This window comes from Thiomonas sp. TH-17 (assembly GCF_057473305.1).
The window spans coordinates 1-11767 of the sequence record NZ_JBYCKI010000238.1 but is presented as its reverse complement, the minus strand read 5'-3'; the positions used below and the strand labels follow the sequence as shown (position 1 = coordinate 11767).

At 64.4% G+C, this 11767-nt stretch carries 16 protein-coding genes; 2 read left to right on the top strand and 14 right to left on the bottom strand.

What is annotated here, in order from left to right; all coding sequences use genetic code 11:
- Positions 1–186: 186 nt before the first annotated feature.
- The 13 genes from AC2VLV_RS13965 to AC2VLV_RS13905 form a co-directional block, all read right to left on the bottom strand.
- A complete protein-coding gene (locus tag AC2VLV_RS13965) occupies positions 187–813 on the bottom strand; it encodes a thioredoxin fold domain-containing protein (protein WP_486990553.1) in 627 nt (208 codons plus the stop codon).
- 77 nt (positions 814–890) lie between these two features.
- Positions 891–1460, bottom strand: a complete 570-nt coding sequence (locus tag AC2VLV_RS13960) for a thioredoxin fold domain-containing protein (RefSeq protein WP_486990552.1) — start codon at positions 1458–1460, stop codon at positions 891–893.
- Positions 1461–1494: 34 nt separating this feature from the next.
- Positions 1495–2292 (bottom strand): C40 family peptidase, encoded by a 798-nt coding sequence (locus tag AC2VLV_RS13955; protein ID WP_486990551.1) that lies wholly within the window; start codon positions 2290–2292, stop codon positions 1495–1497.
- A 57-nt stretch (positions 2293–2349) separates the two neighbouring features.
- Entirely contained in the window at positions 2350–2898 is a 549-nt protein-coding gene (locus tag AC2VLV_RS13950) for a CBS domain-containing protein (RefSeq protein WP_486990550.1), read from the bottom strand.
- A gap of 246 nt (positions 2899–3144) precedes the next feature.
- Positions 3145–3711: a carboxymuconolactone decarboxylase family protein gene (locus AC2VLV_RS13945; protein ID WP_486990549.1), complete on the bottom strand. Its 567-nt coding sequence runs from the start codon at positions 3709–3711 to the stop codon at positions 3145–3147.
- Between the two features lie 182 nt (positions 3712–3893).
- The gene (locus tag AC2VLV_RS13940; RefSeq protein WP_486990548.1) at positions 3894–4742 is read right to left on the bottom strand and encodes a DUF1223 domain-containing protein; all 849 of its coding nucleotides are present in this window, start codon (positions 4740–4742) and stop codon (positions 3894–3896) included.
- 79 nt (positions 4743–4821) lie between these two features.
- Positions 4822–5304: a DUF302 domain-containing protein gene (locus AC2VLV_RS13935; protein ID WP_486990547.1), complete on the bottom strand. Its 483-nt coding sequence runs from the start codon at positions 5302–5304 to the stop codon at positions 4822–4824.
- Positions 5305–5316: 12 nt separating this feature from the next.
- Positions 5317–5805: a DoxX family protein gene (locus AC2VLV_RS13930; RefSeq protein WP_486990546.1), complete on the bottom strand. Its 489-nt coding sequence runs from the start codon at positions 5803–5805 to the stop codon at positions 5317–5319.
- Entirely contained in the window at positions 5802–6620 is an 819-nt protein-coding gene (locus AC2VLV_RS13925; RefSeq protein ID WP_486990545.1) for an HvfC/BufC family peptide modification chaperone, read from the bottom strand. The genes AC2VLV_RS13930 and AC2VLV_RS13925 overlap by 4 nt, the downstream gene beginning before the upstream one ends.
- Complete coding sequence (locus tag AC2VLV_RS13920) at positions 6620–7615, bottom strand: MbnB/TglH/ChrH family RiPP precursor modification enzyme (RefSeq protein WP_486990544.1); 996 nt, start codon at positions 7613–7615, stop codon at positions 6620–6622. Before AC2VLV_RS13920 ends, AC2VLV_RS13925 begins: the two co-directional genes overlap by 1 nt.
- Before the next feature lie 72 nt (positions 7616–7687).
- A complete protein-coding gene (locus AC2VLV_RS13915) occupies positions 7688–8014 on the bottom strand; it encodes a BufA1 family periplasmic bufferin-type metallophore (RefSeq protein ID WP_486990543.1) in 327 nt (108 codons plus the stop codon).
- A 335-nt stretch (positions 8015–8349) separates the two neighbouring features.
- Positions 8350–8628, bottom strand: a complete 279-nt coding sequence (locus AC2VLV_RS13910) for a BufA1 family periplasmic bufferin-type metallophore (RefSeq protein WP_486990542.1) — start codon at positions 8626–8628, stop codon at positions 8350–8352.
- Between the two features lie 67 nt (positions 8629–8695).
- Positions 8696–8866 carry a hypothetical protein gene (locus AC2VLV_RS13905; RefSeq protein ID WP_486990541.1) on the bottom strand — a complete coding sequence of 57 codons (171 nt, stop codon included), beginning with the start codon at positions 8864–8866 and terminating at the stop codon, positions 8696–8698.
- Positions 8867–8988: 122 nt separating this feature from the next.
- Between AC2VLV_RS13905 and AC2VLV_RS13900 the strand changes: the two genes are divergently transcribed.
- On the top strand, positions 8989–9576 hold the full coding sequence (locus tag AC2VLV_RS13900; RefSeq protein ID WP_486990540.1) for a sigma-70 family RNA polymerase sigma factor: 588 nt from the start codon (positions 8989–8991) through the stop codon (positions 9574–9576).
- Complete coding sequence (locus tag AC2VLV_RS13895; RefSeq protein WP_486990539.1) at positions 9573–9788, top strand: zf-HC2 domain-containing protein; 216 nt, start codon at positions 9573–9575, stop codon at positions 9786–9788. The genes AC2VLV_RS13900 and AC2VLV_RS13895 overlap by 4 nt, the downstream gene beginning before the upstream one ends.
- Before the next feature lie 55 nt (positions 9789–9843).
- Here AC2VLV_RS13895 and ycaO read toward each other — a convergent pair whose 3' ends face one another.
- The gene (gene ycaO, locus AC2VLV_RS13890) at positions 9844–11556 is read right to left on the bottom strand and encodes a 30S ribosomal protein S12 methylthiotransferase accessory factor YcaO (protein WP_486990538.1); all 1713 of its coding nucleotides are present in this window, start codon (positions 11554–11556) and stop codon (positions 9844–9846) included.
- Positions 11557–11767 lie beyond the last annotated feature (211 nt).

The window sequence follows — 11767 nt, the reverse complement described above, 5'->3', positions numbered from 1 at the left end:
TAGTGCAGTGTTTCACGCTATCTGGAACATAAAACCGCGTCTTTGCCGCCAGGGCGGCGTTGCCCATCCGCGCGATACCTACGGGTATCGCTGTGGTTGGCGCCTTGTCCTGACGCCAAATCCATCAGTTTTATTTGTTCCATCAAGCGTAAAACACTGCATTAGGAATGGCGCCTGAAAGAAACCTCAGGGCCCGATCGACTGCAGCCACGCCCGCAAAGCGGCCTGATCGCGCGGGGCGCCCATCGCGAGTTGCGCGAGTCCGCTGCGGTCGCGATAGACCGCCAGCGGCACGCTTTCGTATATGCCGGCCTGCTTGAGCACCTTGAAATTGGCCGTAAGGATGCCGCGGGTCGCCGCGGTGATTTGCCCCGCGCCCGGAAGCGCCGGTGCGGGGCGGTTGGGGTCGAGCCCATGATCTTCGGTCGCGCGAAACGCCTGCAGCCGGTCTTTGGCCTGCAGGATGGCGGCTGCCTTGGCCGCGCTGCTGGGCGCGAGAATGGCCACGGGCACCCAATGAACCTGCAAACCGTCTTTGCCAACGTAGGGGCGCAGCGCGCTGTAAAGCTGTCGGCAATAGGGGCAATTGGGGTCGAAAAACACGGTGAGCACGCGCGGGCCCTCCCCCTCTTGAATGCGCGTGGTTTTGTGCAACTGCGCGAGCACGCGCGTCGCTGCCTGGATGTCGGGCGCAACCCGGGTCTGCACCGTGGGTGAGGCCGCCTGCTGCTGGGCCTGAACGGGCAGAGTGCCCAGACAAAAGGCCGCACCGCCGAGGCAAAGAAGTCGAGAACAAAAACGTGATCGGTACATGGCGTCGCCTTTCGTAACTCAGCAACTCAGCAACTCAGCAACTCATCTTGCCCTGCGCAGCCGAAGTCGGCTGCCGTTCACCCGATGCTTTGCAGCAGTGCGCGCAGCTTCGTTTCATTGCTGGGCGGGCCGACCTGCATCATGACCTGCCCCTGCTTGTTGCGCCACAGCAGCGTCGGCACGCCGAAAGAGCCCGCCGCCTGCAACAGGGCGTTATTGGCGTCGAGCTTGGCGCGTGTCGCGGGCAGCACCGATTTGGCGGGTTTGATGCCGCCGCCCGGGCTGTCGCCGAAGTTCCAGTTGCTTTCATTGTCGTGAAATGCGGCAAGCGGGTCGGCCGCCTGCAACATGGCCGCGCCCTTGGTGAGGCTGCTCGGGGTGAGCACGGCCACGGGCACCCAGCGTAGTTGCAGCCCGTTCTTGCCCACGTCTGGGCGCAAGGCTTTGTAGAGTTCGTGGCAGTAGGGGCAGTTGGCGTCGAAAAAAATGGTGAGCACCCGCGGGCCGCTGCCCTCGGTGATCACGGTGGCCTTGCCGATTTCGGCCAGCGCCCTGGCCGCGGCGGTGTTCTGCGCCAGGGCGGTTCTGCCGACCAGCGCGTAAAGCGCCGGTGCCAGGACCAGGGGAAAAAATTGACGTCGTCTCATGCGATTCTCCTGCGGCGGCGAATGCCGCCTGTGTTCATAGGTCGGCGTTGCGCGCCTGGCCTGACAGTTCCGGCAACTTCGTCTGTTCGCCGGGCTCGGGCGCGATCCCCGCCCAGGCCAGCGCCGCATAGTCGAGCGTGGACTGGGCCTCGGGTTTGACGATGGCGAAATAGGGCGAACGATCGAAGTCGGCCGGCACGAACAGGCTGTGATGCCGCACGTTCCAGTATTCACGCAGGCAGGTGGCGCAGTTGGGGTCGTCGGCGCGGTGCTCGATGTGCGGCAGGATGGGGTAGCGCACACTTTGAAAGCACTGCGCGATCATTCCCGAACAGATGGCGCGCGTGGGGTCGCCGCTGCCCAGAGACAGCATGCGCCGCCGCACCCGTCCCGGCACCGGCGGCGTGGGCAGCAGATAGCGGGCCAGATCGACAATATTGCGCAAGTCGTAGCGATGGCCGAGGCGGGAGCGGGCGGCGGCGATCACCCGCAGCGCATCATCGGGCCTCAGCGCAACGGGGCGGCAAAGACGCAAACCCATGCCCTCGAATTCGCTCCAGCCCACAGCGCGCACGCCTTCCACCACATCGGCCTCGATGAAGCCGCCCTGCTCTTCGCCCACATACAGCGCGGCATGCGACCAGTTGGAGTGGGTGAGATATTTGATGGCACTGCTGAACCGGCTGTTGCCCTCGACCAGCAGCACATCGCCCGGGCGTATGGCCGCCCGTATCGCCTGAACATCGGTCGGCACCACGGCGCGGGCGCAATGGCTGGGCGCGGCCAGATACCGCGCCAAGCGTCCGCCCAAGGCTCCGAGGATGCGGTTCATGGTCGTCTTCCCCTGTTGTTACGCTGCGCGGCTTCTATCGAGGCCCACTGCAGGGGCCTATTGCGCCGCGAGTTGCAGAACCGCTCGCGCCGGATCGAGGATGCCCGCTGCGTCCACCGCATGGCCGAGCTGCCGTGCCAGCCGGGTGCGTGACACCAAGCCCCGCAGACGCCAGCCCGTCGCCGTGCCCCGCTGCACCACAACCAGATGGGTCACGTCGTGGGCATGAAAAGTCTGCTCCAGATCGCCCACCCGCGCGATCTGCAATGCGGCCATGTCGAGCAGGGGCAAGGCGTCGATGGGGCTCATGATGTCGGCCACCAGCACGTCCCTGCGCAGGCAGGAGTCGTGAGTGCAGGCATTCGTGAGGTAGTGCAGCGGCTTTTCTCCCAGAATGTCCTGCGCGGTGATCAGCCCGACCATCTCGGCATCCTGCACCACCACCAGCGCGCGCACGCCGTGTCGCATCATGTCGGTCAGCGCATGATCGATGGCAACTTCCGGGCCCACGACGACCGGGTGCTCGTGCTCGAAATCCGTCATGGCTTCGAGCGCATGGCTCTCTGCCTGCACGACTTGCCACGTTTTCTGTTCGCGGCGGGGCATACAGAGAGAGAGAGCGCGCCCCTGCTGCTGAAGGCCTGAGATGAGATGAAATCCGTTTTCCATGATCGATCTCCATCGTTGAAGGGTGAGGAGCCAGGGCTTCAGTTCATGGGGTCGATGACCCAACCCTGTTCACCCAGGTAGCCCATTTATTGAGCCTTATTGACTCAAGTCGCACCGAGCCTCACGGCAGCGTCCGGTGTGAGAGTGGGTCGTCGCTCGGCGCGATTCCTGACACTGCTGGGTTCAGCCCTGCCAGGCGTAGGCGGCGAATGGGCCATCTGGCTCGGTGTGCATCAGATGGTTGGAGAAGTTGCTCAAGGTCTTCACGGCCATCGCCAACACGATTTCAAGCGCCTGGCGGTCGCTGTATCCCGCATCGCGGAAGGTCTGTAATTCCTCGGGGGTCGGGTTGCCGCGGCTATCGACCATCACCTCGGTAAAGCGCGACAACTCGGCCAGCTTCGCATCGGGAATGGGCCGCCGCTCGCGCAGCGCGGCAAGCACCTCGGGCGCGACGCCCGACATCTTTTCAGCAATCAGGCTATGCGCCGCCACGCAGTAGAGGCAACGGTGATAGCGGCTGATGGTGAGAAACACCACCTCCTGCTCGGCCGGGGTGAAATCCGAGTCGCCGCGAAATCGCTCATAGCCCTGCATATAGGTTTCCAGCAGGCCGGGGGAGTTGGCCATATTGGCATACATCGCGGGGACGCGACCCATGCGGCTGTGAGCTGCCACCAGCAGTTCATGCGCCTTGCCGGCGGTCGATTCCAGGGTTTGCGGAGGCAAGTTCAGTTTTGCAATATTCATGCGAGATTCCTCAGAATGATGGCGCCTGAAGCGGCGCCGGTTATGTGAACGAACTGATGGTGCGTAAACCCCCATTCCCGGCGCTGCGCGGCCGCGATGAAAAGTCGTGATGGGCACGGGATGTTGCAATGATGTCGGGGCTCAGATGGTGAATTGATGCGGCGGGCGGGCGAGCCACTGCTTCAAGGCTCCACGCAGGCGGGCATTGAGGTCGCCTGCAGCACGTCGCCATCGACACGGTTTTCGACGAAGGCGGCCACGCCCAGATGCGCCGGATTCCAGCCCGGCTCCAGCGGCACATTGGTCACGATTCGGCCCTGGCCCGACGCCAGCGCGATGGGCCCGATCCAGCGCCGCACGACGTGGGTGTGATGCAGCGTGGCGCCGCGGTTCTCACCGGCACCGATGACGCGCGTCAGATCGTTTTCGTAGACCGCGACATAGGCCTGCAGATCGGCAGGCGAACCGGTTTGCGCCCTGGCCCCGGAATCTGTGGCCGCGCCTGCCGCGGGCGCGAAGCGGGCGTCGAGGTTCAGCGTCTTCCGGTTCGGGCTGTCCAGCCGCAGGCTGATGTGCGCTTGTGCGGCTTGCTGGCCGATGCTGCCGAGCGCGGCGTTGAGGGCAGCGCTGGAGCCCCAGTTGCGGAACTCGCGGCCGTTGATAAAAACCTCAGGCGTGTAGATCAGTGCCGTTTGCGCGAAGCCCGAGAGTTGTCGCTGCCGCTGCGTGAACGCAGGCTGGGCGAAGGCGTCTTTCCATCCCAGGCTGTCCCAATAATCGACATGCAGGGCCAGCGCCACACTGCGCGGGTCTTGAGCCACGTTGGAGCGGCCCGTCGCGTCACCGAGAGCGACCTGACGCGCCAGCCAACGATCCGCCGGCGGGCAACTGCTGCAGCCTTCGGAGGTGTAAAGCTCCACCAGCGCGACGCGGTGCGCCGGGCTGGCCGAGCTGCAGGTTGCGGCTTGCAGCGGCGCGGCTGCGAGCAGACTGATTGCAGCCCATGCCAAGGTTCTGCTTGAAGTGGTCATGATGGGATGGCCTTTGCATCGCCTCAGAGGCATGAGTCATTTCGGTGGACGGTTGTGCATCCGGCCATTGGGCAGAGGGCTATCCCGCGCTCTGCTCCATGAGCTTGTGCATGAGCGCACGCATCTTGGGCACGATGGGGCAGTTGTCCGCATCGTGTCGCCGGGCTATGGCCTGGGGGTCGGTGTAGCCGATCCAGGTGTGCCCTTGCGCGTCCTGCCAGATGAGCATTTTCAAGGGCAGGTCGATGCCAGCGGTCTGGCTGCACTGCATGAGCAGCGTACCGGCCTTGGGATTGCCGAAGATGAGCAGTTCGGTGGGCCGGAGTTGCAGGCCCGCCTTGGCTGCTGCAGCCGAATGGTTGATGTGGGCGAACACCTGCAGGTCTGCGGCCGTGACGGCCTGCTGCAAGCGCTGCGTAGTGGTGGCCACGTCGTGCTGGCTGCGGGTCTGCACCCAGCCCACCGTGTCGGCCTTGGCTTGCGGGGTGAAGGCCAAAGCCATCCACAGCAGCAGCGCAAGCGTGAGCCAAGCGGCGGCGCGAGAGTGGGATCTTGTCGTCATGTCAGTCTCCATTCAACCCTGCGCGCGCCGGCGTTGCAGCAGGTGATCGACCGACCACTTGCCCGGCCCCCACAGCGCCACCACGGCGATGAGAATGCCCCAGATCACATGCATGAGAATGGCGGGGGGCTGCAAGGCATACATGTACGACAGCAGCGCCACCGCGTTGACCACGAAAAGGCCCAACGCACCGAAACGGCCAAACAGCCCCAGAGCAAGCAGCGGTGGCAGCAGAATTTCACCGGCCGTACCGGCCACCGCCGCGACATGCGGCGATAGCAAGGCGACGTGAAATTCGTTTTCATACAGCCAGACCGTGCTGCCCCAGTCGCGCAGGCTTTGCAGCCCCGAGTTGAAAAAAACATAAGCCACATACAGCCGCGCAGCGAGCAGGGCTGGGGCCTGCAGGCCATCGAGCCCGCGCAGGAGCAGTGCCCAGGCGCGGGCTATGGGGTGCATGCGGCAGGCGTCCAGACGCTGCTGCACAGTGATCGTGGTCATGACAGTCTCCTTGAGTAGGGGGTTGGGTCGATGGATTCGATGGCGGCGATCCATCCTTGCGCGGCGGCACGTTGCAGCCAGTCGGCCAGATCGAAATCGTCTGGCAATACATCAAGCGCGGCGTCGAGCGTGGGCGCTATGGCCAGCGCACGCAGCCAGCGCGCATGCGCCTCATCGGCCGCAAGGCAATGCGCCTGCAGGGCGTCTCTCCACACCCAGGCGGTTTCTGCGCCCCGGCTGCAAGCGTTGCGCAGGGCTTCGGCCTGCGGCTGCGGCTCGCGGTGCAATTGCCACAGGGTGACGATGGGCCAGGGTGAGTCAATGCGGCGCGTGCCCGGCGCCAGACGCAAACGCAAGGTCGCCGGGTCGTTCTCGGCCAGTCGCTGCAGGTCGTTCGGACTCAGTGTTGCGGGCGGCTCGAACAACACGGCCCACAGCGCCAGATCGAGCCGGGCGCTATCGGCCAGCCAGGGCCAGGGCTGCAGTTCGGGCTGCAGCGCCACGAAGCCCGGCAGACGTTCGCCAATGCGGGCGAGGTCGCCCACCTGCGGCGGCAAGGCATGCCAGTAGCGGGCGCCGACGGCGTCGAAAGCCTCTTGGCCCAGCATGGTCAAAAGGGTGGGAAAGAGGGTGCGCAAGGCCGCGCGGGCATGCTCCAGGCCATTGCCGCGATAGGCGGCCAGCCCGGCTTGCCACGCCGCACCCTGCTCCCAGGCCTGCAGCCGGGCATCGGGCTCTGCGCTGGGTTGCGCCGCAAACAGCGCCTGCACCAGAGCTTGCTGGCGCTGCAGTTCCTGCTGCCAAGCCGCGCTCATCACGCAGCCTCCAGCATGGGTTGTTGTACGGCGCGCGCAATGGGCAACTCCTGCGACTGCGCCGCGTCGTCCAGCAGAGCGCGGGCCTGCGCCGCCTCGTCGAGCAGCACATCGAGCGTTGGCAAGGAGGTGTCCCATTCGATCAAGACAGCAGCCGGGCCGAGCCGACGCAGCGCATACGCATACGCCATCCACACCGGCAGCGACACGCGCGTGGAGTGGTCGTCGATCACCAGACCGTTCTGCTCGCTGTGGCCGGCCAGATGAATCTCCCCCACCACGCCCGGCGCCGCAGTGGCGGCAAGGCGGTCGAGCCAGTTGCACACGGCGTCCAGCGGCTCGGCATGATGAGCGCCCCCAGGGTCGGCTAGCCGCCCCGTCCCCCCGTGGGGGCAAGGAAACTTGGGACGGCCCTGCGTTTCCTTGAGAGCATTGCGCGCGTTGACCATGAGGTTGTTCACGTCGAGCAGCAGGCCGCAACCGGTGCGCTTGCACAGTGCGGCGAAGAACTCGGTCTCATGCATTTCGCTGTCGCCGAAGTGCAGATAGGCACTGAGGTTTTCGACCAGAATGGGCCGACGCAGCCGGTCTTGCACCTGTTGCACATTGGCGCAGAAGATGTCGAGCTGCGCCTCTGTAAAGGCCACGGGCAACAGATCGTTGGCATGAACCACCCCGTCGGTCGCCCACGGCGCGCGGGCAAAGCTGGCATGGTCTGACACCCGCACCGGCTCGATGCGCGCCACCAGCGCGGCCAGCCGTTCCAGGTGATCGGCGTCGAGCCCGCAGGCCGAGCCCAGCGCCAGGCCGACGCCATGCAGACTTACCGCATGATCGGCGCGCACGGTCGAAAGCACCTTTGCCGCCGCATCATGCGGATTGAAAAAGTTCTCGGAATGCACCTCGACGAAACCGACGTTGGGTTGGGTGCTTGCAAAGTCTCGGTAGTGCGGTTGGCGCAGACCGATGCCGACACTGATGTCTGGCGTGCTCATGGCATGTCTCCTCGCTCAGAGCGGTACCGCCCGCGTCCACTACTTCATGTGAATACGGGCGGCCGAAGTCGATCAGGACATCTTCTTGGCCATCTCGGCCTCGAACATCTTGGTCTTCTCCGGGTTGGCCAGCGTGGCCTTGGCCTGCTCCATGTTCAGGCCACCCAGCTTCTCGCAGGTGCCCGTGGGTTTGACGACAAAATCGCCCGGGTTGTAGCTCATGCTCGACGTGCCCTTGCACGAATGCAGGCCCGACAGGCCAGCGCAGTCGTTATGCCCTGCGGTAGCGACGCCGAAGCATTTGCCCATGCTTTCGGCATGGGCCGCCGGTGCAATGGCCAGAGCGCCCATGGCGAGCATGGAGGCGGCTGCGGTACTGAGGAATTGGCGCTTGTTCATTTAAAACTCCTGGTTGAAATAACGGAAAGAGGGTGCAGCCAGCTTGTCTGCTGCGGCCCGCATATCGGAGCGGGTTGAGATTTGGTCGCCTGAGATACGCCAGCCTGACAGCTTGAGAAAAATATTTTTTCGGGAGCCTGATGGCGGTCAGGCCTCAGAGGGTGTGAATGAATCCGGCGTGGCCGAGCAGCGCGTCCAAACGCCACCGATCAAGGCGCAAAGCACAGCCGTGCCCGTCGGCACGGCGCGCATTTGCAACGCAGAGTGGGACGATTTGGGCGCGAGGAGCGGACATGGCGGATTTGTTCACACCCTCTCAGAACCCAACCCTGCCATCACATACCCAATTTGGCACGAGCATCCGCTTCGTTCATGCCGCCCATTTGCCCACAGGTTCCCGCAGCCACCACGCGGAAATCCGCCGGGCTGCGTGCGGCCGAGCTCTGTCCTTTGCACGAGTGCAGCCCGCCCAGACTGGCGCAGTCGTTCTGCCCCGCTTCGGCGATGCCGAAGCACTTTTCCATGCCAGCTGCGTGTGCTGCCGGCACCAGTCCCAATGCGCCCAGCGCAAGCACTGCCGCGGCGGCTGATTGAATGAGGTCTTTCCTGTTCATGATGTTGATCTCCGTGGGTGAAACTGAAAAAAGAGGCAAGTCAATTGCGGCAGTTGATCTGCCGCTATCAGCGTTGCTGCGCCGAAGCGCCCTGTGGGTAGCAAGGCAGTTCGCCATGCTCTCCATGCGTGGCCGGGTATTGGCCCGCACACACAGCGTGCGCCGAGGAAACGAAGGCCAGGCTAGAGGCGGCCAATAGCGCGGCCGCCCAGATGCGTGCAAAATTCAGCGTGTTCATGGTGTATCTCCTTGATTGATCACCCCAGCCCTGCTGGCGCTTTCGCCTGCATCCCAAGCTGGTTGCCTATCTGTCGCAATACCCTGCTAGAACTGACAACCCGTTACATATTTCTGATACCCATGACCTCTCCGGATGCAGCTCCCTTGAATCAAAGCGACATCGCACAACGGCTGCATGCCCTGCGGCCCACGTTGTTGCGCCTGGCACAGCTGCAACTGCGCAACGCGGCCTGGGCGGAAGATGCGGTGTCTGAAACCTTATTGGCAGCGATCGAAGGCTCGGCGCGCTTTGCGGGCCAGTCGCAGCTCAAGACCTGGGTGGTCGGCATCCTCAAACACAAGGTGCTCGACCAGCTCCGCCTGCGCAAGCGCGAAGTGGGCTACGACACTGACGAAGAAGGCGAGGTGCTGGAAGAGTTGGTGTTCGTCCCCGACGGTCATTTCCGCACCATGCCGCAGACTTGGGAAACGCCGGCCGACGCCTTGCAGCAGCGCCAGTTCTTTGAAGTGCTCGAAGCCTGCATGGACGCCCTGCCCGGACAGATCGGCCGCGTCTTCCTGATGCGCGAATGGCTGGAACTCGATACCGATGCCATCTGTCAGGAATTGCGCATTTCCTCGACCAATGTCTGGCAGATGCTGCACCGCGCCCGTATGCGCCTGCGCGAATGTCTGCAACTCAACTGGTTCGGGAACCCCGCAACGTGAACTACCCTTTCCGCCGCACCTGCCGTGAAGTCGCCGGTCTCATCCTGGCGCGGGAAGACCGCGCACTCAACTTTCCTGAACGCCTGTCCATTCGGATTCACTTCATGGTCTGCAAGGCCTGCCCGAACTTCGCGCAGGAAGTGCAGACCATGCGCGGCGCGCTGCAACACTGGCGCAACTACAGCGAGAACGACGACGACCGCTCAAGCTGAGAGCCGCGCAACCGCAGCCGACTCTGCCCGCTGGAGCAGCGCACAGAAACCCCTATCAGCCACTCACTTTGCGGTACGCCGCCAGCAAGGCGCTGTGGTTGACGCTGGCTTCAAAGTTGGGGCCCAGGGCGCCCAGGCCCCAGAAGCGCACTTCCTGATTGAGCAGCGCAAGGGCAAGGTCGAGGGTGTCGTTGCCATAAAGCAGGCGCAGCGCGGCGGCGTAGGGCGTGGCGTCTTGCAGCCTGAGCAGATCGGCGATGCAGCGAAACACCTTGAGCCGTTCAGGGCTGCGCTGGCCATACTGCGCGATCCAGGCGCAGCCTTCGAGAATGGCATCGTCATCGCCGCTGGCCAGCGCCAGCAGCAGCTTGAGTTCGCCGATCTTGAGCCCGGCCCAAGCGGTGTCGGGGTCGGGGGCGAGACCAATGAGCACGCTCACCGGGCGCTCGTCGGCCAGTTCCAGCTCGACGATATGGTCGTAGAGCGCAACGCATTCGTCCCCGGACAATTCCGGCAAGCGGGCGATGTCGGCGCGCAGCGCAATGCCTACGCTGTTGTTCTCGTATTCGAGTTCATCCACCGGGTAGATTTCGCTCACCCCGGGCACGAGGATGCGGCAGGCGTAAACGCCGAGCTGGGTGAAGTCGGCGACATAGATCGGATGGCCCTCGGCGTGCAGCGCGGCCACTGACCAGTGGTAATCCTGTTCGGTGGAGGCGCCGAAGTTCCAGTCGGCAAAGTCGAAGTCGGGCGTGTTGCGCAGGAACTCCCACGACAGCACGCCGCTGGAATCGACGAAGTGGATTTCCAGATTCTGCGGATCGGCTATTTCGGCGAGATCGAAGCCGGGCGCGGGAAAGCCGGCCAGCGCGTCGAGCGCGCGGCCTTGCAGCAGCTCGGTGAGGGCGCGTTCCAGTGCAATCTCGAAGCGCGGGTGCGCGCCAAAGCTGGCGAAGCAGCCCTGGTCGCCGGGATGCAGCAGGGTGACGTTCGTCACCGGGTAGCGCCCGCCGAGCGAGGCGTCTTTCACCACGATGCCGAAACCCGCCTCGCGCAGGCCGCGGATGCCGGCAGCAATGTGCGGGTAGCGCGCAATCACGTCCTCGGGCACGTCCGGCAGGCACAGCGCTTCGCGAATGATGCGGAACTTCACATGGCGCTCGAAAATCTCTGAAAGCGCCTGGGTGCGCGCCTCCATCAGCGTGTTGCCGGCCGACATGCCGTTGCTCACATACAGATTGCCGATGAGGTTGACCGGGAAGTAGGCGGTCGCGCCGTCGGCCAGGCGCTGATAGGGCAGCGCGCAAATGCCGCGCGCCACGTTGCCGGAGTTGAGGTCAACGAGCTGCGCGGCCGGCACCGCGTCGTCCGGGTTGTAGAAGGCGCGCAGCTCGGGGTTGAGCAGGCCCTTGGGCCAGGCGTCGCCATCCAGCGCGAACCAGCGCTCGTTCGGCGCATGCACATGGGCGCGATGGGCGATGACTTCTCCCAGATAGAAATGCGTCCAGAAATAGTGGGTGGACAGGCGCTCGACAAACTCGCCCAGCGCGCTGGCCCGCGCCGCCAGCTCCGAGGCGCCCTTGCCGTTGGAGAACAGCAGCGCGCAATCGTGATCGCGCACATGCACCGACCACACGCCCTCCACCGGGTTGAGCCAGGAGCGCTCTTCGAGGTGAAAGCCCAACGCGCTCAGCTTGCCACGCAGCGTGGCGATGGACTGTTCGAGCGAGGCGTCCTTGCCGGGAATGAAATGTTCGGGGGAGGTCATGGGCGAGGCCGGTGGGAAAAGAGGCTCAGCATAGAGCCTGCGCCCGGGCCGTCCCGCGGAGGTCAGAGGGTGTGAATGAATCCGGCGTGGCCGAGCAGCGCGTCCAAATGCCCACGATCAAGGCGCAAAGCACAGCCGTGCCCGTCGGCACGGCGCGCATTTGCAACGCCGAGCGGGGGTGTTTGGGCGCGAGGAGCGGGCATGGCGGATT

Coding starts and splice junctions, on each gene's coding strand:
- AC2VLV_RS13905 (WP_486990541.1), bottom strand. CDS start 8,866: ATGAACACGCTGAATTTTGCACGCATCTGGGCGGCCGCGCTATTGGCC.
- AC2VLV_RS13940 (WP_486990548.1), bottom strand. CDS start 4,742: ATGACCACTTCAAGCAGAACCTTGGCATGGGCTGCAATCAGTCTGCTC.
- AC2VLV_RS13950 (WP_486990550.1), bottom strand. CDS start 2,898: ATGCCCCGCCGCGAACAGAAAACGTGGCAAGTCGTGCAGGCAGAGAGC.
- AC2VLV_RS13920 (WP_486990544.1), bottom strand. CDS start 7,615: ATGAGCACGCCAGACATCAGTGTCGGCATCGGTCTGCGCCAACCGCAC.
- AC2VLV_RS13900 (WP_486990540.1), top strand. CDS start 8,989: ATGACCTCTCCGGATGCAGCTCCCTTGAATCAAAGCGACATCGCACAA.
- ycaO (WP_486990538.1), bottom strand. CDS start 11,556: ATGACCTCCCCCGAACATTTCATTCCCGGCAAGGACGCCTCGCTCGAA.
- AC2VLV_RS13910 (WP_486990542.1), bottom strand. CDS start 8,628: ATGAACAGGAAAGACCTCATTCAATCAGCCGCCGCGGCAGTGCTTGCG.
- AC2VLV_RS13965 (WP_486990553.1), bottom strand. CDS start 813: ATGTACCGATCACGTTTTTGTTCTCGACTTCTTTGCCTCGGCGGTGCG.
- AC2VLV_RS13945 (WP_486990549.1), bottom strand. CDS start 3,711: ATGAATATTGCAAAACTGAACTTGCCTCCGCAAACCCTGGAATCGACC.
- AC2VLV_RS13955 (WP_486990551.1), bottom strand. CDS start 2,292: ATGAACCGCATCCTCGGAGCCTTGGGCGGACGCTTGGCGCGGTATCTG.
- AC2VLV_RS13935 (WP_486990547.1), bottom strand. CDS start 5,304: ATGACGACAAGATCCCACTCTCGCGCCGCCGCTTGGCTCACGCTTGCG.
- AC2VLV_RS13960 (WP_486990552.1), bottom strand. CDS start 1,460: ATGAGACGACGTCAATTTTTTCCCCTGGTCCTGGCACCGGCGCTTTAC.
- AC2VLV_RS13915 (WP_486990543.1), bottom strand. CDS start 8,014: ATGAACAAGCGCCAATTCCTCAGTACCGCAGCCGCCTCCATGCTCGCC.
- AC2VLV_RS13930 (WP_486990546.1), bottom strand. CDS start 5,805: ATGACCACGATCACTGTGCAGCAGCGTCTGGACGCCTGCCGCATGCAC.
- AC2VLV_RS13925 (WP_486990545.1), bottom strand. CDS start 6,620: ATGAGCGCGGCTTGGCAGCAGGAACTGCAGCGCCAGCAAGCTCTGGTG.